Origin of the sequence: Litorilinea aerophila, from assembly GCF_006569185.2 — a bacterium.
In the GTDB taxonomy this organism is placed as follows: Bacteria; Chloroflexota; Anaerolineae; order Caldilineales; family Caldilineaceae; genus Litorilinea; species Litorilinea aerophila.
The window spans coordinates 156,183-181,282 of record NZ_VIGC02000005.1 but is presented as its reverse complement, the minus strand read 5'-3'; the positions used below and the strand labels follow the sequence as shown (position 1 = coordinate 181,282).

At 67.3% G+C, this 25,100-nt stretch carries 15 protein-coding genes; 12 read left to right on the top strand and 3 right to left on the bottom strand.

What is annotated here, in order from left to right; genetic code table 11:
• The first annotated feature begins 302 nt into the window (after positions 1-302).
• On the top strand, positions 303-2,210 hold the full coding sequence (htpG, locus tag FKZ61_RS05215; RefSeq protein ID WP_141609014.1) for a molecular chaperone HtpG: 1,908 nt from the start codon (positions 303-305) through the stop codon (positions 2,208-2,210).
• A gap of 45 nt (positions 2,211-2,255) precedes the next feature.
• Here htpG and FKZ61_RS05210 read toward each other — a convergent pair whose 3' ends face one another.
• On the bottom strand, positions 2,256-3,050 hold the full coding sequence (locus FKZ61_RS05210) for a heparan-alpha-glucosaminide N-acetyltransferase (RefSeq protein WP_141609013.1): 795 nt from the start codon (positions 3,048-3,050) through the stop codon (positions 2,256-2,258).
• Positions 3,051-3,476: 426 nt separating this feature from the next.
• Here FKZ61_RS05210 and FKZ61_RS05205 point away from each other — a divergent pair, with 426 nt between their 5' ends.
• The 11 genes from FKZ61_RS05205 (at position 3,477) to FKZ61_RS05155 (ending at position 18,092) form a co-directional block, all read left to right on the top strand.
• Positions 3,477-5,303 (top strand): effector-associated domain EAD1-containing protein, encoded by a 1,827-nt coding sequence (locus FKZ61_RS05205; RefSeq protein WP_141609012.1) that lies wholly within the window; start codon positions 3,477-3,479, stop codon positions 5,301-5,303.
• Positions 5,300-6,244, top strand: a complete 945-nt coding sequence (locus FKZ61_RS05200) for an SH3 domain-containing protein (protein ID WP_141609011.1) — start codon at positions 5,300-5,302, stop codon at positions 6,242-6,244. The genes FKZ61_RS05205 and FKZ61_RS05200 overlap by 4 nt, the downstream gene beginning before the upstream one ends.
• Before the next feature lie 84 nt (positions 6,245-6,328).
• Positions 6,329-8,176: an effector-associated domain EAD1-containing protein gene (locus FKZ61_RS05195; protein ID WP_211358421.1), complete on the top strand. Its 1,848-nt coding sequence runs from the start codon at positions 6,329-6,331 to the stop codon at positions 8,174-8,176.
• Positions 8,160-10,193, top strand: coding sequence for a chromosomal replication initiator protein DnaA (locus tag FKZ61_RS05190; RefSeq protein WP_141609010.1), 2,034 nt, complete (start codon positions 8,160-8,162; stop codon positions 10,191-10,193). Before FKZ61_RS05195 ends, FKZ61_RS05190 begins: the two co-directional genes overlap by 17 nt.
• Positions 10,194-10,652: 459 nt before the next feature.
• On the top strand, positions 10,653-11,648 hold the full coding sequence (locus FKZ61_RS05185; RefSeq protein ID WP_141609009.1) for a LacI family DNA-binding transcriptional regulator: 996 nt from the start codon (positions 10,653-10,655) through the stop codon (positions 11,646-11,648).
• A 38-nt stretch (positions 11,649-11,686) separates the two neighbouring features.
• Positions 11,687-12,817 (top strand): inositol-3-phosphate synthase, encoded by a 1,131-nt coding sequence (locus FKZ61_RS05180; RefSeq protein ID WP_141609008.1) that lies wholly within the window; start codon positions 11,687-11,689, stop codon positions 12,815-12,817.
• A 328-nt stretch (positions 12,818-13,145) separates the two neighbouring features.
• The gene (locus FKZ61_RS05175) at positions 13,146-14,156 is read left to right on the top strand and encodes an aldo/keto reductase (protein WP_141609007.1); all 1,011 of its coding nucleotides are present in this window, start codon (positions 13,146-13,148) and stop codon (positions 14,154-14,156) included.
• 29 nt (positions 14,157-14,185) lie between these two features.
• On the top strand, positions 14,186-14,986 hold the full coding sequence (larB, locus tag FKZ61_RS05170; protein ID WP_141609071.1) for a nickel pincer cofactor biosynthesis protein LarB: 801 nt from the start codon (positions 14,186-14,188) through the stop codon (positions 14,984-14,986).
• 118 nt (positions 14,987-15,104) lie between these two features.
• Positions 15,105-15,995, top strand: a complete 891-nt coding sequence (gene larE / locus FKZ61_RS05165; protein ID WP_170199312.1) for an ATP-dependent sacrificial sulfur transferase LarE — start codon at positions 15,105-15,107, stop codon at positions 15,993-15,995.
• Positions 15,992-17,332, top strand: coding sequence for a nickel pincer cofactor biosynthesis protein LarC (gene larC, locus FKZ61_RS05160; RefSeq protein ID WP_141609005.1), 1,341 nt, complete (start codon positions 15,992-15,994; stop codon positions 17,330-17,332). The genes larE and larC overlap by 4 nt, the downstream gene beginning before the upstream one ends.
• Positions 17,235-18,092 (top strand): aldo/keto reductase, encoded by an 858-nt coding sequence (locus tag FKZ61_RS05155; protein WP_141609004.1) that lies wholly within the window; start codon positions 17,235-17,237, stop codon positions 18,090-18,092. Before larC ends, FKZ61_RS05155 begins: the two co-directional genes overlap by 98 nt.
• Before the next feature lie 51 nt (positions 18,093-18,143).
• Here the strand turns inward: FKZ61_RS05155 and FKZ61_RS05150 are convergent, their stop codons facing one another.
• Positions 18,144-24,227 carry an alpha-2-macroglobulin family protein gene (locus tag FKZ61_RS05150; protein ID WP_141609003.1) on the bottom strand — a complete coding sequence of 2,028 codons (6,084 nt, stop codon included), beginning with the start codon at positions 24,225-24,227 and terminating at the stop codon, positions 18,144-18,146.
• A 200-nt stretch (positions 24,228-24,427) separates the two neighbouring features.
• A complete protein-coding gene (locus FKZ61_RS05145) occupies positions 24,428-25,045 on the bottom strand; it encodes a YqaA family protein (RefSeq protein ID WP_141609002.1) in 618 nt (205 codons plus the stop codon).
• Between the last annotated feature and the right edge of the window lie 55 nt (positions 25,046-25,100).

Sequence of the window (25,100 nt, the reverse complement as noted above, 5' to 3'; positions counted from 1 at the left end):
GGAGATGCCCTAATGGGCACAGGCCCTCAACCTGCTGTGTATACCAATTCCACCACAGGGGCATGTTGGTTGCTATTATAGCCGAGGAAGGGACGAAAAGTCAAAATTGGTCCATAGGGCAATACGCCAATGATTTTGACAGCTCTTCCACCTCTGCCTATGATATCTGACTGTGCGGATGGGGCCATGGCCGCGGCGGCTCACCCAGACGGCCAGCCCGGGCCACCGCCCAATGCCGGGACCGGCTGGGCGTGTCCATCTGTGCAGATTCAGACGTACATCCGCGTTTGGGAGGAATCGCCATGACCGACACAACGCTTACGCCCGAATCCCTGGAATATCGTACAGAAGTCAAACAACTGCTGGATATCCTGGCCCACTCCCTCTACACCGACCGGGAGATCTTCCTGCGGGAGCTGATCTCCAACGCCTCGGACGCCCTCCACCGGGTCCAGTTCGAAATGTTGACCAACGCCAACGTAGTGGACCCGGACCGGGAGCTGGCCATCTGGATCCGGCCGGATCCCCAGGCAAAGACCCTCACCATCACCGACAGCGGCATCGGCATGAACCGGGACGAGCTGGTGGAAAACCTGGGCACCATCGCCCATTCCGGCGCCAGGGCCTTTCTCCAGAACGCCAACGCCGACAAACAGGCCCTGGCAGAGATCATCGGCCAGTTTGGCGTGGGCTTCTACTCGGTCTTCATGGTGGCCCAGGAAGTCACGGTGACTTCCCGCTCCTACCGGCCGGAGGACCGGGCCTGGCGCTGGCGCTCCCGAGGAGACAGCAGTTTCACCCTGGAGCCGGCCGATCAAGAAGAGCGAGGCACCACCATCGAAATCCGCCTGAAGGAGGACGCCACCGAGTTCGCCCAGACCTGGCGCCTGGAGCAGATCATCAAGAAACACTCGGACTACGTCTCCTTCCCCATCTACCTGATCCAGCCGGGCAGCGACGGCGACGAAGCCAAAGCCGAGGTGATCAACAGCCGGACGGCCCTCTGGCGCCAGTCTCCCTCCACGGTGGAGGAAGAGGCGTACCACGATTTCTACAAACAGCTCACCTACGACACCGAGCCGCCCCTCCTCAAGGTGCACCTGGTGGCCGACGCGCCGGCCAGCCTGCGGGCCATCCTCTTTGTGCCTTCCCGCCGGGACCGGGCTGTGCTGGCCATGCGCCCAGATCTGGGGCTCCGCCTCTACTCCCGGAAGATCCTGATCCAGGAACGCAACCGGGACCTCCTGCCCGACTATTTCCGCTTTGTGGAAGGGGTGGTGGACTCGGACGACTTGCCCCTGAACGTCTCCCGGGAAATGGTGCAGAGCAATCCCATCCTGCGCCAGTTGCGGCGGGCCCTGAGCAGCCGGCTGATTCGGGAGCTGAAGGCCATGGCCGAAAACGAGCCGGAGAAATACCTCACCTTCTGGCAGGAATTCGGCATCTTCCTTAAGGAGGGCGTGGCCACCGATCCCACCAGCCACGAAAACCTGCTGGATCTGCTCCGCTTCCGCTCCACCAAGAGCGGCGACGGATGGATCTCCTTCCAGGAATACGTGGACCGGATGCAGGCCGAGCAGAAGGCCATCTACTATGTCCTGGGCGACAACCTCCAGGCGGCAGCCCGCAGCCCCCATCTGGACTACTTCCGGGCCCATGACATCGAGGTGCTCTACCTGGTGGATCCCATCGATGGCTTCATGACCACCATGCTGCGGGAATACAAGGGGCATCCCCTGCAGAACGTAGACGATGCCGGGCTGGAGCTGCCCAAAGGGAAGGATGCCGAAGCAGAGGAAAGTGGGCTGGATCAGGAGGCCTTCAACCGGCTGATGGACCGCTTCAAGACGGTGCTGGGCGAGCGGATCCGGGATGTGCGAGAGTCCCGCCAGCTGGTCCAGAGCCCCTGTCGGCTGGTCTCGCCGGAGGATAGCCTGGACCGGGATCTGCAGCGGATTCGTCGGCTGACGGAAGAGGATTACGAGGTGCCCAAAAAATTCCTGGAACTCAACCGCAGGCACCCCCTTATCGTCAACCTGGCCCAGATCCTGCAAAAGCAACCTGAAGAGCCGGTGATCGATGCCACCATCGAACAGCTCTTCGCCAACGCGCTCCTGTTGGAGGGGCTCCACACCAACCCGGTGGAGATGGTGGAGCGCATCCAGAATTTCATGGAAATGGCCGTGGCGGCGCGGACCCCTGCCGACTGATGGGGGCTGCACCGGGAAATATCTGTGTCAACTGCGATGGTGCTGCTAAAAGGGAAGGGGGGCGATCCCGAGCAGCACCATCAGCAGAAACAGCGCCGGCTGATGCAACAGGTAGATGGTCAGGGAGTGGCGGCCCAGGAAGCTCAGCCAGCGCACGGGCAGGGACCCGCCCCATTCGGGCAGCGGCAGCTGCCGCCCTCTCCCCGTGTAGAAGGTGTTGCCCACAAAGATACCCAACAACACCACGCCAAACCAGGGCACGATGGGGAAATAATCCACTGCCCCATAGCCGTAGGGCTCCACGCCCAGCCAGACCAGCCAGGGGAAGCTCACCCGCACCGAGAGCAGAACATAGCCGGCCACATTGAAAAGGGCCCACAAGGCCAGGTTAAGCCAGCGCCGCTCCAGGAAGGGATACGCGGCCGCCACTGAAAATCCGATCAGGTGGAGGATGCCAAAGTGGACCTGCCCGATCCCCAGGGCCGCGACCACCAGGCTGATCACCATCCCCCACGCAAAGATCCGCATGCCCCGTCGCAGGAACTTCTGAAAAAGGCCCGGCCCGCCACCGCCTCCCCGAGAGGCCCGTCGGTAGCTGATGGTCAGGGAGACCCCCACCAGCAGAATGAACAGATTGGCCGTGACGCGCTGAAAGTACTTCCAGAAACCCGCGTACAGCACCAGGTCGGGCAGGACGCGGAAAAACCAGAGGTCCCACATGAGGTGAAAGATCACCATCATGATGATGGCCACCCCACGCAAGGCGTCGATCTCCCAAAAACGCCGGGCAGGGCTCTGTGCCAGCGTCCCCGACAACCGCTCGGTCTGTTGAATCTGCACCCGAAAACCTCCCTGTTCATGTCTGGGTGATGACGGGCCGGCCGCGCCCGGCCCCGTTGCCTGCGTCCTCCATCATACCCTATCCCCGGCCGATGACAAGTAGGCACCGCCCCATGGATGGCTCCTCCCGCCACTCCGCCAGAGCGAGAAGGGGCGAACAGGGGTGAACAATGGCGGCTTGCGCATTTCTGGGGCCTGGATTATGATCCGGGCATCGCCACACGAATTTGACCTGGCCCCACCCGTCGCCCCCACCATCATCCCAGCGTCCCCGCCCCGTCGACCCGCCTCCCCGGGCTGGAAACCCCCGCAGGGACACTGAGGCTTCATCGACGCCCCCAAGTCCAATCCGTGTGCCAGACCACCTTGGGCAGTTCCTGGAGTGTTCCCCAGAGGAGTGGGCGAACCATGGGCTGGAACCCCAGTTTGAACGAGCTACGCGACGTGCTGGCCGGACTCTTCTCGGATGAAGAGGACGCGCGCCGTATCGCCACCTCCGCCGGCCTGGAACCCCAGTACATCCGCTTCGACGACAAGCCCATCAACGTCTGGCACAACATCCTGGAGGAAGCCACCCGCCGGGACAAGCTTCAGGCCCTCCTGGACCAGGCCCGGCATGCCTATCCCAACAACCCCGCCCTCCAGCGGGCCATGGCCGGCCTGGACCCGGTGACCGCCGGGATGTCTGGACCCCTCGCGGATCTCCGCCGGGGCGTCCCCCAGCCGTGGATGTGGGCGCTGGCCCTGGCGCTCCTCGTCCTGGTCGGGTTGCTGCTGCGCTGGCCGCCCCTGTCTACGGCCCATCCCGAAGTTGCCGTGGCCGAGCCCCACGAAGCGGCGCCTTCCCCCGCGCCCGCCCCCTCGTCCACGCCGCCCCCCATCCCCATGAGCGGCCTCTTCAACATTCTGGTGGCCGACTTTGGCACCCTGGATGACCAGGGCCAGGTCCAACCGTCGGAGCTGGGCGAACGGGTGAGCCTGTGGCTGGCGCGCCGGCTGGAACAGGAGCTGGCCCAGACCGGCAGCGGGGACGGGCTGGCACTGAACGTGCAGATCTGGCAGGATGGCTGGAACAAACCAGCGAGCAATCCGGAGATCGGCGTGGTGGTCGATCCTCAAGTGGACCTGGAACGGCTACAGGCCTTTCGGCCCACCCTGGTGATCTACGGCTATGTCACCGGTGCGGCCGACTCGCCGCAACTGGCGCTAGACTTCTTCTACAGTTCGCCCCAGCTCCAGGATGAGCCGGACGCAGCCCTGGGCCGCCATTCCCTGGGCCGGCCCATTCCCATCGCCTACGGGAGAGACCCGGACCTGGCCGTGGAAAAACTGGACAGCAACCGGGCCTTTACCGCACGGCTGGCCGCGCTGGTCTGGCTCACCAAGGGGCTGATCAAGACCCTCGTGGAGGAGCCAGCCGACGCCCTACGCATCTTCCAGGACGCAGACCACACCCTGGGCGACTGGCAGGCAGCGGACGGCCGGGAGACCCTCTACTACTTCATGGGGCGGGCCGCGCTGGATCTGAAGCAGTACGACCTGGCCGAGACCGCCTTCATCTCCGCCACCCTCATCAACGACCGCTACGTCAACGCCCACATCGGCCTGGGCAATGTCCACTTCAGCCGCGCCCAGAGCTACTTCACCCCCGCGGCCACCCTCCCCGCTGAGGTGGCCGCCTGCGTGGCACCCACCGGCCAGGCCACGCCCCGGACGCCCACCGGCCATCTGCCCACCACCGAACCAGAGGCCATGGAGCAGATCGACCAGGCCATCCAGGCGTACCTGCACGCCGAAAGACTGGCCACCGCCCCCGACACGCCCTGGCCTCCCATCCTGTACGTGGCCCAGGCCATGCTGGGCAACGCCTACCGCCTGAAGGGTGAAGCCTTCACCGCCCAGGGCGACTTTCCGGCCGCGCGGGTGGAACTCCGCAAAGCCCAGGACGCCTACCTGCAAACCCTGACGCCCTTCCAGCAGGCCCAACGCCACGGCTTCCTGGCCCACGTTTACCTGGGGCTGAGCGCCGTCGCCCGGGCCCAGGGCTACATGGCCCAACGACAGGGAGAGCTGGATGCCGCGCGCGGGGCCTTCGTCCAGGCCCTGGGCCACTACGCCGGCTGCATCCAACAGGAAGCCGTTCCCGACGGCGACGGCAGCCTGAAGTTACAGCGCACCACAGCCTGTCTGTGCAGGCTCTATGCAAGTGCCGTCCAACAGACGCTGGATGAGCTGGGAGGAGGTGAAGGATGAAAACCGCCATGGGAGCCCTCCACGGGGCCCTGCTGGCAGGGATGTTGGCCCTGGCCGGGTGCGGTGGGCCGGCCGCCGGACCCGCCGCTGCCTCCACGCCAACGGCGTCAACCCGGGATCCGGCCGTGGCCACCCACACCGCCCCAGCCCCGCCGCCAACCCCGTGTACCGTGGCCGCCGACCGGGGCCTCAACCTGCGCAGTGGCCCCGGCACCGCCTACAACGTGATCGCCGTCCTGCCCGACGGCCTGGCCGTCTATCCCCAGGCCACCAACGGGGACGGCTCCTGGCTGGAGGTGACCGGCGAGTCCGGCCAGCCCCGGGGCTGGGTGAGCCGGGATTACCTGCGCTGCCCCCCCGCGCTGGCCGGCCTGCCCCTGGCCACCCCGCCGCCGACGCCCATGCCGCCGCCCACAGCCACGCCGGGCCCAACATCCACCCCGGAGCCGCCGCCCTCCCCCACGCCCTTCACCGTGAGCTACACCGAGCCGCCCAACCAGGACGGCGATCCCGGCAACCTCAGCGGGCGCATCCTCATCCCCGGGGAGGCAGTCGCTTCCCCTCTGCCCATCTTCCGGGATCGGCTGGTCTTCCAGTTGGAGGTGAGCGACCGGGCAGGCGAACCCAACGGCCACGGCATCCAGAAGGTAGAGATCACCATCTCCCAACTGGACGAATTCGGATCCATCGTGGCCGACGTGTACCGCCGCACGGAGGGGAACCCGCCCTACTGCGCCTTCGGCAATCAGGAGCCCTTCTGCGAGAAGATCTGGGTGTTCCAGGCCACCGACTACTTCTGGCCCCTACCTGGCCAGGAATTCAGCGGGCATAGCGACATTGCCGTGGATCCCAACGCCGTCTACCGGGCCGGCATGCTGGCCATCACCGACACCGGGGACAGCGGATTCTGGTTCTTCGACTTCAAGATCGAGCGACCGTGAGCAGGACGGCTGGCCCGCCGCCCCGTCATCCCCGTGGCGGGCGTGGGGAAGCGGGGTCGGCCGTCCCCCCTGCAGGGAGAGATCATGCCGTGGCATGCCAGCCTGGACCCAATCCAGACCATCCTGGCCGACCTCTATCCCACCGAGGATGCCGCCCGCCGCGTCGTGGACCAGGCCGGCCTCAACGCCCAGCAGATCGACTTCGACGGCCCGGCCATCAACCGCTGGCACAACATCCTCCTGGAGGCCGAACGCCAGGGCAGCGTCCACGCGATCCTGGCCGTGGCCCAGGCCGAGTATCCCCGCAACCAGGCCCTGAGCCAGGCCGCGGCTGCCTACCGGCCCTTGCCCCCCGGCTTCCGTTCCTTGCTGGTGACGAAGCGCCGGCTAGGAGTGGGTGTGGTCCTCGTCCTCCTGGTGCTGGCCCTGGCCGCGCTCCCGGGCCTCCTGCCGCCGCGGGACGCCCCATCGCCCACCGCCACCCCCACCCAGACCCCATCTCCCACCGCCACGCCCACCGCGTCCCCCACCCCCACACCGTCGCCCCTGCCCCGCATGGGCGACGGCCAGTTCAACATTGCCGTGGCCGAATTCACCGCCCTGGATCCCGCCGGCCGCCCCCTGCTGGCCAACCAGGTGCCGGCCATCTCCGCAGCCAGCATCGCCCACTACCTGGAGGGCGAAACCGAGACCTTCCGGGAGATCACAGGCCAGCGGGCGGCCGTCTGGGGGCCGGAACAGGGCATCCAGCCGGTGGCGCCGGGCGCGGAAGCCGCCCGTGCCGCTGCCCACAACGCCCACGTCCTGCTCTACGGGACCCTGCGCGCCCGGGCCGATGGCCGCTTCGAGCTGGCGCCCGCCTTCTTCGTGGCCGACCCATCCATTGCCCAGGCCAACGAGCTGCTGGGCGAACACGCACTGGGCACGCCCCTCCTCTTCCAGCCCGAAAGCACTGCCTCCATGCGGGACCTGAACGCCGGGCTGGAAAGGCGCCTGCGGGCCCTGCTCCAGCTCCTCATCGGCCTCTCCTACTTCGAACAGGGCACGGAAGCGGGCTATCAACAGGCGACCCAGATGTTCCAGGAGGCGACCCGAGGCGAGTGGGGACAGGCGGGCGACGGCACCGGCCAGGAGATCCTTTACCTCTTCCTGGGCAGCTCCTACCTGCAACAACTCTTCTACGCCGAGGCCCACGGCGCCACCCAGGAGGCCCGGGCCGGGCTGCTGGAGAAAGCCCGAGACGCGTACGCGACGGGCCGCGAGATGAACCCGCGTTACCCCCGCATCTACAATGGGCTGGGCATTGTTCTCTTCCAGCTGGCCCGCCTGCCCAGCCTGAAGGGCGACTTCTGCGACTGGACGTGGGAGCTACTGGACGAAGCCCGGGAGAGGTACCAGCAGGCCCTGGAGGTGTTGACCCCGGACGATCCCGCGGCCGATGGGGTGCAGATCACCGCCCACCTGGGCCTGGGCCGCATCGCCTACACCCGGGGCCTTTGCCAGGGGCTGGCAGCGGAGCTGGACGCGGCCCGCGACCACTATACCACCGTGATCCAGGCGTTTGAGGCTACACCCCGTCCCTTCCTGGTCGCCGCGGCCATGGCCGCCCACAGCGAGCTGGCCAACTCGCTCCTCTTCACCCTGGACGCCCTGCCCCCAGAGCAGGCCGCGGCTGCCCTCCCCCAGATCGTCGACCACTACCGCCGTGCTGTGGCCCTGGGTGTAGAAGCCGGAACCCCCCAGGGGCTGGATGGCGCCAGGCTGATCATGCCCTATCTGCTGGTGGCCCTCTGTCGCAACGGCCAGCCCCAGGAGATCGCCCCCACCCTGGATCAGTTCAGCGATCGCTTCCCCGAACCGGCTCAAGTGCGCGAGGAAATCCTGAGTGCGTTTCAACTCCCGGAGGGATGTCGATATGAAGAGCAACCGTAAATGGCTCCAACTCCTGTTACACCGGCTGCGGCCACCTGGTACAGTCTGGCGTCAATACCCCGGCAGAAATTCGGCGGCAGTACGTCTGGTAGATACGCTCGGCAAATTTCTGCCGGGATTTACCAGCCTGGCCATTGTGTTCCTCTGCCTGGCCCTGTTCGGCGGCCGGGCCCTGGCCCAGGATGGCTCGAGCGATACCGGTGGCTCCTCGGTGGGCGGGCTGAACCCCTTCGGCACCTACCGCCTCAACCAAAGCCCCTTCCTGATGAACCTGTGCAAAGTTTACCAGGAGCAATTCCAGGGCACCTTCTGGATCCTGCTCTCCCAAAACCAGCAGGAGCTGTGGACCGTGCCCGACCCCAGCGGCACTGAGGCGCCGCCCACCTTCTACCTGGACGACTTCGGCGAGGCGCTCACGGTCTATCGCTGTGAGGCCGGACCCCAAACGCTGGTGCCGGTGCCAGGCGTGGTTCAGCCGGCGGCGCCTGAGCTGGCCCAACCGGCAGCGCCTCCCGCCCTGGTGCAGCCTCCCCTGACCGCTGTCCTGCCGGACGCGCGCCTGGAAGCCGTGCGGCCGGGGCTACCGGTGATCGCGGTCCTGCCCGACATCACCCTGCTGCCGGCCGAGCGGGTGCGCGAGCTGCCGCCCTGGTTCCCCCCGGCCACCGTCCAGGTGCAGCTCACCGACGCGGCCGGCCGCACCGTCAACCTGCAGCCCGATCCTGTCCCCGACAGTTGGCGCCACGTCTTCCCCCAGGACAGCCCCGCGGGCGAATACCGGCTCCGCCTCCGTTCGGGCAGCGACGTCCAGGAGGTGCCCCTCTTCGTGGGCGTGGCCCCCCGCGTCTACGTCCACCCGGCAGACAGCCCGGAACCCGCCGCCCGGTTCGATGGGGCCGGAGAGGTGATGATCACCTATGCTGACTTCCCGCCCGACCACACGGTGCTGGTCGCGCTGTTTCGGGTGGTGCCTGCGCTGATCCCCGATACCCTGACCGGAGTGGACTACGACTGGGCGCCGGTGGCCCAATGGTCGGTCCAGATGCCCGACAGCGGCCGACACCGCCATCGCCTGACGGAGCACGTGCCCCTGGCCCGGGGGGAATCCTTGAGCGGCAACTACCTCCTCCTGGCCTGTGACGCTGCCGCCTGCCACAAGACGCCCGAGCTCATCCTGGCTCCAACTGGGGAGGGGCTTCTGGGTCAGTATCAGGTGGCGGAGATCCGCTGGCCCCGGGTCTTCCACGAGCCCTTTGCCATCGCGCCCCCGCCCGCTGCCACCGGGTCGGGGCTGGTACTGGAACTGGCAGCAGCCGGCCCGCCGGCGGATGCGCCCGATACCCTGGCCGGGCTGACCTTCGAGGTGACAGCCCACGATCCCGAGGCAGGCCCCGACAACGGTGACGGCATCGCTGCGGTCACCCTGGCGGTTTTTGACAGCCGGGGCGTCCTGGTCTACACGAAACAAGAGGACGAGCCCGCCTACTGCGCCCTGGGCGGTACGGCCCCCTGTCCCACCTGGGAATTCGCTGCTCAAGGGTACCGCTGGCCTGGTGGCCAGGCCATGGCCGGCGGATTGCACACCCTGCGGGCCATGGCCGCCACGCCCGACGGCCGCTTCCAGATCCAGGAGTGGACGGTGAGCCTCTGGCGACCTCCGCTGGTGGCCCACATCACCCGAACGGGCGAGGCGGGCCCATCGGCCGTGATCCAGGGTGGGCTCGTCTTCCAGGTGGAGGCCTTGGACCCGGCCCGGGGATTGGTGGACGGCAGTGGGATCGAGGGGGTGGAGCTGACCATCTTCGGCCCCGACGGGGCACTGCGCCACCGCCGGGTGGAACGCACGGCCGCCTTCTGCGCCTTCGGCGGGGACAGCCGGTGCAACGTCTGGTCCCTGGCAGGCGGCCGCTGGCCCGACGGGAGCGCCATCCGGCCAGGGCTCCATCGGCTGGTCGCGACGGTCCACGGAGAAGATGGCCGGCAACGCACCGTGGAACAGGCTGTCCTCATCCCCTGAGGGAGATATCCCCTCAAGAAGCATCATAGGTCCAGTTTTTATAGCGGACAATCGGGATGCAGTCGCAGGGGCGGGCCGCCGTGCCCGCCCGCTGTCGCCAGAACCCCGCAGATCCGGCCACCCACGGCGGGCCAGAGACCCGCCCTACGTCCCCGTTGTACCCAATCTGCGCGGGTGACGGCCTTTGCCGTAGGTGCGGTCTCCGGCCGCACGGTTTCGCCAGATCCAGGCCGGTGAAGGGAGGGCGGCATCTGCGCAGCTACGAGCTGCGCCTACGACGAGGCCCCCGTTTTCGTAGGGGCGGGCCGCGGTGCCCGCCCGTTGTCCCTATCGATCCAGCAACCCGGCGATCTCGAACTTGACAGGAAAGCCGAAATCGGTGAAAATGGGCCCATTCATGCAAACGTTTGCACGAACTGGTATCAGAACCCCCATCAGAACCGATTTTCACCGACAACCATGACCGTCTCCATCCGCACCATCGCCGAAAAAGCCCAGGTCAGCCCCTCTACCGTCAGCCGCGCCCTGCGGGATGACCCCCGCATCAGCGCCGAGACCCGCGCGCTGGTGCAAACGTTGGCACGAGAGCTGGGCTATGTGCCCTCCCAGGTGGCCCGCAGCCTGGTCCTGCGCCGCACCCACACCCTGGGCGTGGTGGCCACCACCGTGGCCGACCCCTACGTGAGCCAGGTCACCGCCGGCATCGAACAGGCCGCGGCCGCTGCCGGCTACACGGTCCTCCTGGCCACCTCCAACGGCTCCGCCGAGCAGGAGCTCCGGGCCATCGACACCCTGCGGCAGCGCCAGGTGGACGCGCTGCTGGTGGTGAGCAGCCGGGCCGGGGAGCTTTACGCCTCCCTCCTCCCCAACCTGGAGCAGCCCCTGGTCACCATCAACTCGCCCCGCATCGACGGCCACAACTATTCGGTGCGCACCGACACCGCGCAGGGGTCCTGGCTGGCCACCCAACACCTCCTGGAGCTGGGCCACCATCGCATCGCCTTCATCGGCGGGCCGCCCGCGGGCCACAGCAGCGCCCAACGCCGGGCCGGCTACCTGGCCGCGCTGGCCCAGGCCGGCCTGGCCCCGGACCACCGCCTGCTGCTGCCCGGCGCCGGTGAGGCCGACGACGGCCGCCGGGCCTTCCCCTGGCTGATGGACCTGGGCGCCACCGGCGTGGTCTGTTACAACGACCTGACCGCGCTGGGGGTGCTGGCGGCCGCGCTGGATGCCGGCCTGGCCGTGCCCCAGGAGCTGAGCATCGTGGGCATCGACAACCTCCCCGTGGGCACCCTGGTGCGTCCCCAGCTCACCACCGTGGACCAGCGGACGGTGGAGCTGGGACAGCAGGCGGTGGCCGTGGCCCTGGCCGCCATCCAGGGGGAGGAGCCGGCCGACGTGGTGCTGGAAAGCCAGCTGGTGGTGCGGGCCTCCACCGGCGAACCGGTGCTGTAGGTAAGCTGCTTCAAAGACCAACCAGAAAGGATGAAGGGATGAGCAAGAAGATCCGAGTGGCCATCATCGGCGTGGGCAACTGCGCCAGCAGCCTGGTGCAGGGCGTCCACTACTACCGGGATGCAGACCCCACGGCCCAGATCCCCGGCTTGATGCACGTGGAGCTGGGTGGCTACCACATCCGCGACATCGAGTTTAGCGCGGCCTTTGACGTGGACGCAGCCAAAGTGGGCCAAGATCTGAGCCAGGCCATCTTCGCGGGGAAGAACAACACCCATCGCTTCGCCGAAGTGCCCCACCTGGGCGTGCCGGTGCTGCGGGGCCCCACCCTGGACGGCCTGGGCAAGTACCTGCGGGCCGTAGTCCAGGAATCAGAGGAGGCGCCGGTGGACGTGGCCCGGGTGCTGCGGGAGACCCGGACCGATGTGGTGGTCAACTACCTGCCCGTGGGCAGCGAAGAGGCCACCCACTTCTACGTGGAGCAGGTGCTGGCCGCGGGCTGCGCCTTTGTCAACTGCATCCCCGTCTTCATCGCCCGGGATGCCACGTGGCGCCGCCGCTTCGAGGAGGCCGGCGTGCCCATCATCGGCGACGACATCAAAAGCCAGGTGGGCGCCACCATCACCCACCGCATCCTGAGCCGCCTCTTCGAAGACCGGGGCGTGCGCATCGACCGCACCTACCAGCTCAACTTCGGCGGCAACACCGATTTCCTGAACATGCTGGAGCGGGAGCGGCTGGAGAGCAAGAAGATCAGCAAGACCGAAGCCGTCACCAGCCAGATTGAGCGGGAACTCCGGGAGCGGGAGAAGAACGTCCACGTGGGTCCCAGCGACTATGTCCCCTGGCTGGAAGACCGCAAGTGGTGCTACATCCGCATCGAGGGCACCACCTTCGGCGATGTACCGTTGAACCTGGAGCTGAAGCTGGAGGTGTGGGACAGCCCCAACAGCGCCGGCGTGGTCATCGACGCGGTTCGTTGCGCCAAACTGGGCCTGGACCGGGGGCTGGCCGGCGCGCTCTATGGCCCCAGCAGCTACTTCAAGAAGAGCCCGCCCGAGCAGTACACCGACGAGGTGGCCCGTCGCAAGGTGGAAGCCTTCATCGCCGGCACCGAAAACCAGACCACGCCGGAGCGCGCCGTCGATAGCACCCCCGTGCCGGCCTGACAAATTCACCCCGGACCGCCGGCCATTTTCTCCACCTGCCCAGGAACACGGCAAACACAGGAACACGACAAACAGAGGTCGGGCGCTGCATGGGGCGTCCGGCCTCTCCCCAATTTCCTCGCATTCCCCGCTGCGATTCCGCCCCAATGGGCCGTGTGATATAATTATTGTAGTGAACTAATGAACGCACCGTGGGCCGGGGCATCCGGCTCCCCTGGCCGCTTCCCCGAGCTCAGGCCGCGTTCCGCCCTCAGCTCTTTACCCAACCGACTGCCCATCCATACCGACTTGGATCGCTGGATTCGGCAAGTTGCAAGGAGAATCCAAAATGGAATACCGCTCTTTAGGTCGCACAGCCGTCAAAGTCAGCCCCCTCTGCCTGGGGTGCATGATGTTCGGCGGCCGCACTTCCCCCGAAGATTCCTATGCCATCATCGACCGGGCGTTGGACGCCGGTATCAACTTCCTGGACACGGCCAACGTCTACAGCCGGGGCCGCAGCGAAGAGGTGGTGGGCGAAGCCCTGAAGCGCAATGGCAAGCGCCACCGGGTGATCCTGGCTACCAAGGTCCACGGCCGCATGGACGACGATGACCCCAACGCGGCCGGCAGCAGTCGCCGCCACATCATCGAACAGTGCGAGGCCAGCCTGCGCCGCCTGCAGACCGACTACATCGACCTCTACCAGATCCACCGGCCCCGCTCCGATACCCCCATCGACGAGACCCTGCGCGCCCTGGACGACCTGATCCGCGCCGGCAAGGTCCGTTACATCGGCACCAGCACCTTTGCCGCCTGGCAGGTCATGGAAGCCCTGTGGGTCTCCAAGGAGCTGGGGCTCAACCGCTTTGTCACCGAGCAGCCCCCCTACCACATCCTGGACCGGCGCATCGAGCGGGAGCTGATCCCCATGGCCCAGACCTACGGCATCGGCATCATCCCGTGGAGTCCCCTGGCCGGCGGCCTCCTCACGGGCAAATACACCCGGGAAAATCCGTCGCCTGAGGGGGCCCGCTATGCCAACGTGGAAGACAACCCCCGCCTGGCCCGACGCAAGACCGATGAACTCTACGACGTGGTGGAAGGGCTCCAGCCCCTGGCCCAGGCCAAAGGCTGCACCCTGGCCCAGCTGGCCCTGGCCTGGTGCATGCATCAGCCCGGCATCACCAGCCCCATCATCGGCCCCCGCACCATGGAGCAATTGGAGGACAACCTGGGCGCCCTGGAGGTCACCATCACCGACGAGGATCGGGCGGCCATCGACCGGCTGGTGCCCCCCGGCCGCATGGTCTCCCCCTTCTACGAAGCAGACTTCGGCCCCCACCAGTTCCGCTGGTAGGGGCGGCCAGCATGAAGCGTGAAGTAACTATGGATCAACAGGCCTTGCGCCACCTGCTCCAACAGGTGGCCAGTGGAGAACGGGATGTGGACGCCGCGCTCCAGGCGTTGCGGGCCCTCCCCTTCGAGAGTCTCGACTATGCCACCCTGGACCACCACCGCCACCTGCGCTGGGGCTTTCCAGAGGTCATCTTCTGCGCCGGAAAGACCCCGGAACAGGTGGCCGGGATCGCTGCCCGCCTGGCGGATCGGGGCCCCCGGCTGCTGGGCACCCGGGCCACGCCCGAACAGTACGCCGCCGCCCGGCGCCTGGTGCCGGATCTCCAATACCACGAGCTGGCCCGCTGCCTCTGGCTGGACCGGGAGCCGGATCAGCCCCGCCACCCCGGCGTGGTGGCCGTGGCCGCCGGCACCAGCGACCTGCCGGTCCTGGAGGAAGCCATCCTGACCCTGGAGCTCATGGGCCATCGCCCCCAACGCATCGTAGACGTGGGTGTGGCCGGGCTCCACCGGCTCCTGCCCCACGTGCAGACGGTGCAGACGGCCAACGTGGTGGTAGTGGCGGCGGGCATGGAGGGCGCTCTGGCCAGCGTGGTGGGCGGCCTGACCGATGCCCCTGTAATTGCCGTGCCCACCTCGGTGGGCTACGGCGCCAGCTTCGGCGGGCTGGCCGCGCTGCTGGCCATGCTCAACAGCTGCGCCTCGGGCGTGGCGGTGGTCAACATCGACAACGGCTTCGGCGCCGGCCACCTGGCCGCCCTGATCAACCAGCGCATCGTCGACGCCCAGGAACGTGCCCGGTCGGCCCAGCCGGCCCTGGGCAGCCCGTAAACTCGACAAGAATTGGGTCCACAGATAACACAGATTGCACAGATAGAGGCGAAGAAAATCTGTGTTCCTCTGGGAAATCTGTGGATCCCCTTTCGTTCAACGAACTGAGATGAGAACCATGGAACCCAAACATGCCAGCGAACAGGTAGCGGAGCTGACGCCCGAAGTGGCCCAGAAACTGGCCCGGCTACGGGAAACCCTGCGGGAACTGGGCTCGGTACTGGTGGCCTACTCCGGCGGGGTGGACAGTGCCCTGGTCATGGCCGTGGCCCACCAGGAGCTGGGCGAGCGCGCCCTGGCCTGCATCGGCATTTCCCCCAGTTACCCCACCCGGGAGATGCGGGACGCGATCAAATTGGCCGAGGAGCTGGGCGTCCCCTACCGCACCATCAACACGGAAGAATATCTGGATCCCAACTACGCGGCCAACCCCAACAATCGTTGCTACTTCTGTAAGTCCGAGCTCCACGACCGGCTGAAGGCCATCGCCGCCCAGGAAGGCTGGCACGCGGTGGTGGACGGCACCAATGCCAGCGACCTGGGGGACTATCGGCCCGGCATTGCTGCCGCCCGGGAACGTCAGGTGCGCTCGCCCCTGGCCGAGCTGGGCATCACCAAGGACGAAGTACGGGCCATCGCCCGTCATCTAGGCCTCCCCGTCTGGGACAAGCCGGCCATGGCCTGCCTCTCGTCCAGGGTGCCCCATGGCACGCCCATCACCCCCGAGTTGCTGCGGCAGATCGAAACGGCAGAGGATGTGTTGGTCGAACTGGGCTTCCGCCAGTTCCGGGTTCGCCATCACGGCGAGATCGCCCGCATCGAGCTGCCGGTGGCGGACTTCCTCCGGGCGCTGGAGCACCGGGAGGCCATCGTGGCAGGCGTTCAGGCCGCCGGCTACCGCTTCGTCACCCTGGATCTGGCCGGCTTCCGCGGCCAGGGAGCTCCTGGCTCCCAAAATGGGGCAGCCGCCAGCGCGGTGGTCCCCCTGGCGGAGCTGCTGGCCGTATGATCGGATACCTGGACCTGCCGTCGGGCATCTCCGGCGATATGTTCCTGGGCTGCCTGGTGGATGCAGGCTGGCCCCTGGCAGAGCTCCAGGCGACCATCCACCGGCTGCACCTGCCGCCGACGCCAAACGGTCCCGGCTGGGCAATTCGGGCGGAGCCGGTGATGCGGGGGCCATTGCGGGCCACCCTGGTGACGGTGGAGGCGGCCGAGGGACATGTCCATCGGCACCTGGCCGACATCCGCCAGATCATCCAGGCAGCCGACTTGCCCACTGCCGTCCGCGAGGCCGCCATCCGGGTCTTCACCCGGCTGGCCCACGCAGAGGCGGCCGTCCACGGCGTGTCGGTGGAGGAGATCCACTTCCACGAGGTGGGCGCCCTGGACGCCATCATCGACATCGTGGGGGTCTGCGCCGGGCTCCATGCCCTGGGCATCCGCCGGCTCTACGCCGGCTCTGTGCCCCTGGGTGAAGGGTGGACCCGAAGCGCCCACGGCCCCATCCCCCTGCCGGCACCGGCCACCCTGGAGCTGCTGGCCGCAGTCCAGGCGCCCACCCGGCCTGCACCTGGCCCCGGCGAACTGGTCACCCCCACCGGCGCGGCGCTGTTGGCGGAGCTGGCCACCTTCGGACAGCCCCCCATGGCCGTGCAGCGCATCGGCCTGGGCGCGGGGCGCAAGGAGTTCGACTGGCCCAACCTGGCCCGCCTGTGGCTGGGCGAGGAGATCCGGTCAGAGAGCCAGGGCACGCCCCTGGTGGTGCTGGAGACCAACATCGACGACATGAACCCGGAGCTCTACGCCGCGGTCAGCCGTCAACTCTTCGCCCACGGTGCGCTGGACGTCTGGACCACGCCCATCCAGATGAAGAAAGGCCGACCGGGCGTCCTGCTCAGCGTGTTGGCCCGGGCCGAACAGGAAAAGGCCCTGTCCACCCTGCTGCTGCGGGAAAGCACCACCCTGGGCGTGCGAGTCTACGGGGTACGCCGCCACGAGGCCCAACGGCATCTGGAGATGGTCGAGACCCGCTTCGGCCCTGTTCCGGTCAAGGTCAAGCGGGTGGGCGGCGAAGTGTGGGGGGTGAAACCGGAGTACGACGCGTGTGTGGATGTCGCGGAAGCCCATCGCGTGCCGGTGCGCCTGGTCTACGAGGCCGCGCTGGCCGCGGGACAGGCCTATTGGGAAACACGAGTTCCCGAAACGCAAAATTTAGCAGCACAAGACAAGAAGGAGCACATGGACCATGATTCGCAAACAAGCATTCGGCCGGACCGGCCACATGAGCACGGTGACCATCTTCGGGGCAGCGGCCCTGAGCCGGGTCACCCAGGAAGAGGCTGACCGCACCCTGGAGGTGCTGCTGGAGTATGGCGTCAACCACATTGACACAGCTGCCAGCTACGGCGACGCCGAGTTGCGCATCGGGCCATGGATGAAGGAGCACCGCAAGACCTTCTTCCTGGCCACCAAGACCGGGGAACGCACCTATCAGAAGGCCAAGGAGGAGTTCCACCGCTCCCTGGAGCGGCTTCAGGTAGACTCGGTGGATCTGATCCAGCTTCACAACCTGGTCCACCCGGACGATTGGGATGTGGCCATGGGGCCTGGCGGCGCGCTGGAAGCCCTGGTAGAGGCCCGGGAGCAGGGGCTGGTCCGCTTCATCGGCGTCACCGGTCACGGCCTGCATGCCCCGGCCATGCATCGCCGCAGCCTGGAGCACTTTGACTTCGACTCGGTGCTGTTGCCCTACAACTACCCCATGATGCAGAACACGCGCTACGCCCAGGACTTCGAGCGGCTCTTTGCCCTCTGCCAGGAGCGCAACGTGGCGGTGCAGACCATCAAATCCATCACCCGGGGGCCGTGGGCTACCCACGAGCGCACCCGCAGCACCTGGTACCAGCCCCTGGAAGATCAGGCGGACATCGACGTGGCCGTGCACTGGGTCATCGGCCGGCCGGGTCTCTTCCTGAACACCGTGGGCGACATCCACCTCCTGCCCAAGGTGTTGGATGCCGCCAGCCGCTTTGAGCGTCGGCCCAGCGACGAAGAGATCGCGGCCGTGGTCAACCGGCAGCACATGACGCCCCTGTTTGCGTAACACATAATTGGGGATGGGCAGGGCAATGCCCTGCCCATCCCCAATTATTTCCTACTCCACGATCACCCGGTCGCTGCCGCTGCGGCCGAAGACCTCCGGTGAGTACATCTCTTCCGCCCGGGCCGGGGGTACAATGAACTCCCCTGGCGTGGCGGCCCGGGCTACGTACGTGTAGTTGTACACCCCTTCCCACAGCAACGTGGTAAACGCCTCAGCCCGATCATCCCGCATGTTCTGGTGCTCGTACCAGGCGCCACCCCACCACCAACCATAGCTGGACCGGTCGTTGGGATCCGCCGGAATGCTCTCCGACACGGCCAGCGCCGGGTTGAGGATCTCCAGGCCGGCGGGCAGGGGATCCACCAGGGCCACGTGGTAACGCCGGTTGCTGGCCACCAGATCGATGCGCACCCGCACCCGGGCCCCGGCCTTGATGTGCCATACCCCATCCTCATCCCGGGTGACATCCGTTGGATCGTCCACCGCCTCGTAGCGCCGCTGCACCACAAAGCCCATCTCCAGCGGCTCCAGGTCCAGATCGGTGGGGGCATAGCGCAGCCCCAGGCGGTAATAGAGTCGCCCCGCTCCTTCCTTGCCGATGATCAGGTCGTGGGGCCCCTCGCCCCGGGCAGGATCCACCAGATAGTCCATGGGAATGGTGGTCTCCTGGGTCTCGGTGGTGCGTCCCCGGAATTCATGGGCGGCCACGTAGGTGTCGCCCAGCCAGATGCGGGCCACGAAGTCCGGTGTGACCGACTCGTAGGTGTTGAAGTAGCGGTCCAGCGCCAGCAGGACGAAGACATTCTCCTGGGTGTTCCCCCAGCGCCCTCGGGTGCGGTGGGCCAGGAGGCCGTTCACCACCTTCGGAATCAGGTCGCTATCCGGCTGATCCTGAATGAGGGCATCCAGGATCAGGGCGTCGGTGCGGCGGTTGGAGTGGAGGAGCAGGTAGCCGTCGTCCCCGTAGGAAGTGGTGAAGTTCGCCGCAGACGGCGTCTCCACAGCCCGGTTGGCCACGAAGCGTCGGATGGCGGCCAGCTCCTGGGTAGAGGCAGCATCGTCGCTCAGGACCTGCCAGAGCCAGGCGATGGCTTCCAGGGACTGGTTCTCCAGGGGCACCTCGTTGAGCAGCTGCCGGGCTTTGGCCGTGTCCACGTCCCCCATGAGCATGCGCACGTAGAGCGCGTACGCGCTGAGGGTGCGCCGGACATCCGGGCTGTACCAAGACGGGTAGAAGTCCTCGATGCGGCGCAGGTGATCCAGCGCCCGCTGTAACATCTCCTCCGGAACTTCATAGCCCTTGAGCCTGGCCCGCTGGAGGGCATGGGTCACGTGGATGCTGTAGAAAGGCACCGACTCCTGCCCCTTGGTCCAGATGGGGAAGCCGCCGTCCGGGTTTTGGAGCTGCTGGAGGCGGGCGATGTCCCGCTTCACGGCTGCCTCTATCTCCTCGGGGGTGGGCAGGCCCTCGGCCTTGAAGGCCGTAAGCACGTCCCGCAGCGCGGCCACGCCCAGGATGCGGGAGGCCAGTTGTTCGGAACACTCAAACGGATAGCTGGTCAGGTAGAGCAGGGCATCGGTCAGGGACTGGAGCGCGGTGGAGGATGTGCTCACTTCCAGGCCGCCGAACTGGGGGAAGACATCCTGGGGTGTGGCCACAGGTTGGACCACCACACCCTCGTCCAGCACGCCATAGGTGGCGAAAGCCTCGGTGGTGGCCGGGGTGTAGACCGGCAGTTCCACGGTGGCCGCGTCGGCCAGGGGGCCGGAGACCGCGGCGATCTGGGCCTGGACGGTGCCGGCGCTCAGGGTGGCAGCGGGGAAGCGAACCTCCCGGCGATCGTTGGCAGGGATCTCCACCCGGCGGCCGGCCCCTTCGGGCAGCGCCAGGTTGAGGGCCCGCACCACCACGTCCACGGTCATGGGTGCATCGGTCTGGTTCTGCACCACCACCGGCAGCTGGAAGTGATCGCCGAAGTTGAGGAAACGGGGGGCCGACGGCCGCACCATCAGCGGCAGCCGGGCGGTGAGGTTGGCCTCCCCGGTGCCGAAGTAGCGCCCCTGGGCCACGGCCACCACCATCACCCGGTAGCGGGTCAGGTTATCCGGCAGACGCACCGGGATGGTGGCCTGGCCCTGCTCGTCCGTGCGGACGGCAGGCACGAAGGTAGCCAGGGGGTTGAAATCGGTGCGGATCTGGATGGGGGTGGGCGCTTCGCCAGGTGCCTCACCGGCCATGTCCATGGCCGCGGCTTCCTCGGCTACGGCCGTAGGAGCAGAGGGCGCCGGCATGGCGGTCATGGGCATGGCCGCGCGCTCCAGCACGGCCTGCTGGGCGCCGGCAGCCACCTCTGCCGCCAGGGCAGCCGGGTCGGCCAGGACGATATTGGCCCGGCCGTAGTAGCTGTAGAGGCCCGAGCCCCGCTGGGCATAGAAGCGCTCCACGGGATCGGCAAGCTGGTAATTGGTCAGCGCCAGCACCGCCTCATCCACCACCACCACGGCCAGCTCGGCGTCTGCCACCGGCTCTCCGGCCGCATCCTGGACCGTCAGCGCCAGGGTCGTCTCTTCACCGGGCGCCAGTTCCGTCTCCTGGGGTGTGACCGTCAGGGAAAGCTGACGACTGACGGGTGGAATGGGCAGGTTGAGGGTGCCGCTGGCGTAGGCTGGCCGGGGCGGTAACTCCGCCACCACGTTGCCCGCGTCGTCCGTGCGGGGGGCCGAGCCCACCAACTCCACGTTCACGTAGACGTTGGGCAGGTAGGCTTCCTGGATGGGCACCTGCAGGGTGTAGGTGCTCTCCGTCATGGAAAAGCGTTCGGTATAGAGGATGCCGTCCCGGGTGACGGTGAGCAGCCCCTCGGCCGGTGCAAAGGGCGCCTGCACCAGCACCTGGGCCACATCCCCCGGTTGATAGCTTTCTTTGTCCGGGATGAGGGTGACCGTTTCCTGCTCCACCCGGCGGGCCGGCGGCCGGGTGCCGCCGCTCACCCAGCGGGTGAACTCGCTCTGGTTGATCCGGCCCTGGTCATCCTGGACGGTGGCGGTGATGCGGTAGGTGCCGCCCTGGCTGGTCTCAAAGGTGCAGCTCACCGGCTCCTGGCCGGAGGCCACGGTACATTCCTGAACGTCCACCTCTTCCTCGCGCCAGTCGCCCTTGACCACCTTCCACGCCAGCCGGGCCGCGCGCAGGTGAATGGGCCGATCCGGCACGGGCACGCCGTCCAGGTCGGTGACGATGGCCTGGATTTCCAGGGGCTCGCCCTGCTCCACGAAGGTGCGCTCGCTGCGAATGCCCACGTAGAGATCAGCCGGGTGGACCAGGAGGCTGGTGGTGGCGGCCCACGTCTGGCGGTTGACGTCCATCACCGCAGCTTCGGCCAACACGCTGTAGGGCCGGGGTTCCAGGGCCTTTTCAAAGCTCATGCGCAGGTAGTGGGTACCGGTGGCGTCGGTCCGGCCGGTGTAGGTCTGGGTGGCGGAGGCCCCGCCGTCGGGCCCACCGTAGGACCACCAGGGCGTCCACTTGCCGAAGGTAAAGTCGGGCCAGTTGGGCGGCGCGTAGGTGCCGGGAGAGGCGGTCACCCGCCAGGTGGTCTCTGCGTTGGGCAGGGGACCGCCGGCGAAGTACTGGGCGGAGACGGCCACTTCCGCCTCGCCGCCCACGAAGAAGGGTCCCTTGCCTTCCGTGCGGGCCGAGACGGAGAACTCGGGGCGGCGGAATTCCTGGATCTGGAAGGTGTGGCTGAACTGGTTGCCGTCCACCCCGGGGCTGCCCATGGCCTCGAAGCGGATGGTGGCATAGCCCAGGTTGGCGTTGGCCGGCAGGGTGAGGACGAGGTCGAAACCGCCCAGGTCGTTGACATCGGCGATGCCATCGGTCAGGTCGTTGCCCCGGGGGTCGTAGACGTAATAGCGGATGCCCGTCAGGCCGGTGGGCAGGGTGACGTCGCCCTGTTGGCCGGCCTCAATGCGGCGCACCCAGCCTTTGACGTGCACCTCCTCGCCGGGTCGATACATCTGGCGGTCGTCGAAGACGTACCAGCGCAATTCGTCCCGCAGGGGCTGCTGGCGCCAGCCGTCACCGGACCAGTAGTAGAGGTTCTGGGGCAGGATGGCGGAATCATCCCCCCGTCGAGCGATCAGGGCGGGCGCGGGGGTGCTGGACAGGGGCAGGGTTGCCACCCCATCCTCTCCCGTCACCGCCTGGGTGCCGGCATCCAGCAGGGTGAGCTGCACGTCGGCCAGGGGCGAGCCGTCCCGCAGGGCGGTGGCCCAGGCCACCATGGTGCTGTGGTTGACGAAGGCATCCAGGCCGATCTGGGTGACCTGGACCCACGCCTGGACGATGCTGCGGTCGGTCTGGCGCCCCAGGAGGGGGTTGGGCGGGAAGTCCACGATGACGATCAGGTGGCCCGTTTCGTTGCCCAGGGCTTCCCGCAGGTCGATGTCGGTGGCGATGAGCTGGTCGGGCTCGCCGTGGATGGTGAAGACGCTGGACATAACCTGGCGCCCTGGCGGCTCAGGCGGCGAGTCGGTGCGGTAGTACTCGCTCAGATACTTGAGGTAGGCTGGCCAGTCCTCCGGCTGGACGGCGTAGACCCGGGCCCGCAGGCGCTCGTAGTTGACCGAATAAATGGTGAAAACTGGCCGGCTGGTGGTGGGATCCAGGGTGACAAAGGGTTCTGAGGGCCCGGTCAGGAAGCGAGGGGCCGAGCCGGTCTTGAAGGTGACCGTCTGATCCTGGCCCAGGCTCTGGCCGAAGATATCCAACAGTTGGCCGGCCACGGTGACCTGATAGGTGGTGCGCCCCTGGGTCAACCCGCGCAGGCTGATGGTGTTGCCGTGGGCCTCCACCGCCAGGTCCGGGATCTCCGGCGTCACCGAAATCCAGGCCGGGTCGAAGCGCTCCACATCCAGGGGATTGTTGAAGCGGATGTGGAGGGGCGTCAGGGGCGGACACTCGTCGCCGCCGTAGGCGCAGAAGTGCCCGTCGATGCGCAGGGGCGCATAGGTTTGGAAGCTGAAGGACTGAACCTGCTGGGTCACCAGGGGGCCCTCTGCCGAGGGCGTGCCCGGGCCGATGTTGACTACCACGGTGGTGTTGGCTGGGAAGGGTTCATCGCTGCGGAAGGCCAGCCAGCGGCCCTCGCCGCTGCGCTCAGCCAGGCGCTGCACCGCCGGATCGGCCTGAAGCTCCTCCTGGGTGGCCAGGTGCACCGGGTAGACCTGGCCGCCGGCCGTAACCCGGATGGTCTCCAGCACCGCGGCGGGTTCGATGCGCTGGTCAAAGGAGATGAAGATCACCGGGTGGCGCGGCTGGGGGCCGTAGCCGGGGTGGGTGAAGCGCAGCCGGGGCGGCGGTGTGCGGAAGGTCCAGGTGACCGCTTCTTCCAGCACGCCGCCGGTGGCCGAGCGGGTACCCGCCGGCACCTCCACCTGGTACTCGGTGGCCATGGGGAAGCGAACCATCCCCTCCCCCTGTTCCGGGTCCCGGTATTCAAAGGTCAGGGTGCGGGTGCCGATCCATTTCCAGACGCCGGGGATGGCGGGCGTCAGACGGACCGGGACATCGGCCGCGGAAAGCTCCTCCAGGGTGGCCAGGGGAACCATGGGCTGGTTGAAGGTGACGTTGAGGAAGGGCGCCACCTGGATCTCCCCTTCCGGTGCGTAGCGAAGCACCTCCAGGGGGCCAGTGGGAATGGGCTCTGGTGGGGCCACCGTTTCGGTGGCCGGGAAGGTGGTCGTCACCGTGGCGCCGGTGCGAGGAGCGGGCAGAGACTGGACGGGCAGCCGGAAGGGCACGGTCACGGCGGCCGTCGCGGTGAGGGGCGGAAGCCGATCCAGGATGGGCTGGATGGCTTCGGGGGGAAGGGGCTCTGCCGGGGCCGGCGGGATCACCTCCACGGTCGGCGGCTGCGCGGCCCCTTCGCCCAGGGTGATCTCCAGGCCAACCGGGGCGCTGCTGTCCCCTTCGGGCCCATAGGCCACAGGTCCATCGACGTCGAGTTGTCCGATCATCCGGCTCTCCACAAGTGCGCTGCTCTGGGAAGGCCCCAGGGGGCCGGCCAGGAGCGAGACGATGAGCAGAAGGGCTATCAGGAGCGATTGACGGTGGCCAGGGTAGGGGCGCATGAACAGTTCTCCATGGATTCGCAGGCGGTGACGACGACGCAGCCCGTCCAGCCCAGCTGCACAATGGCGCAAGGCACCCCTGCAGGATGGCGTGGCACAAGGCCCGTCCCTGCGCCGGCGAGCCGGGGTCGGGATTCACTCAGGAGACGGTCATGCCCGGCCGATTGTTCCGGCAAATCTGGAATGGGGCAGCAGCCGGGCTATGGGAAGAGTTGGTGCAGCATGTGAAGCGGGGCGGTGCCCACCAGGATCAGGATGATGTATTTGATGCTCTTGCCGACGGCCACAGCCGCCAGAAAGACCAGGATGTTCATGCGCAACATGCCGGCGCAGACGCCCGCCAGGTCGAAGAGGGGAAAGGGTACGGCGGCCAGGGCCGCCAGCAACACGGCGCCGTAGCGGTCGGTCAGGCCGTGCAGGCGGTTGAAATAGACCCGTTGCTCCTCGGGGATAAAGGCGCGGCCGCTGGCGCCGGCCAGGTAGCCGCTGAGCTCGCCCACTGCGCTCCCCAACCCGGCCACGATGCCCAGCAAGACCGGATCCAGGGCCGTGCCCATGGCGATGATGACGGCGATACCCGGCGCGGGCAGAATGATGGTGGCGCTGGCGATCATGCTGATAAAGAAAGCCCCCACGTAGCCCCAGCGGCCGAAGCGTTCTACCCACTGGGGATTGAAAGCCAGCCAAAAGCTGACCACCACGATGGCCAGGATGGCCGCCGTGCCCAGCCAGCGGCGGGCCCGCTGGGAGAAGAGCCGGTTGATGTCGAAGGCAGCCGCACCTGCCAGCGGTTGTGCGTTGGAACTTTCCTGGGACATGCAGGGGCTCCTTCCAGATGGGCCCCACCTGGCTCCCAGACTCCGGCAAGAAGCC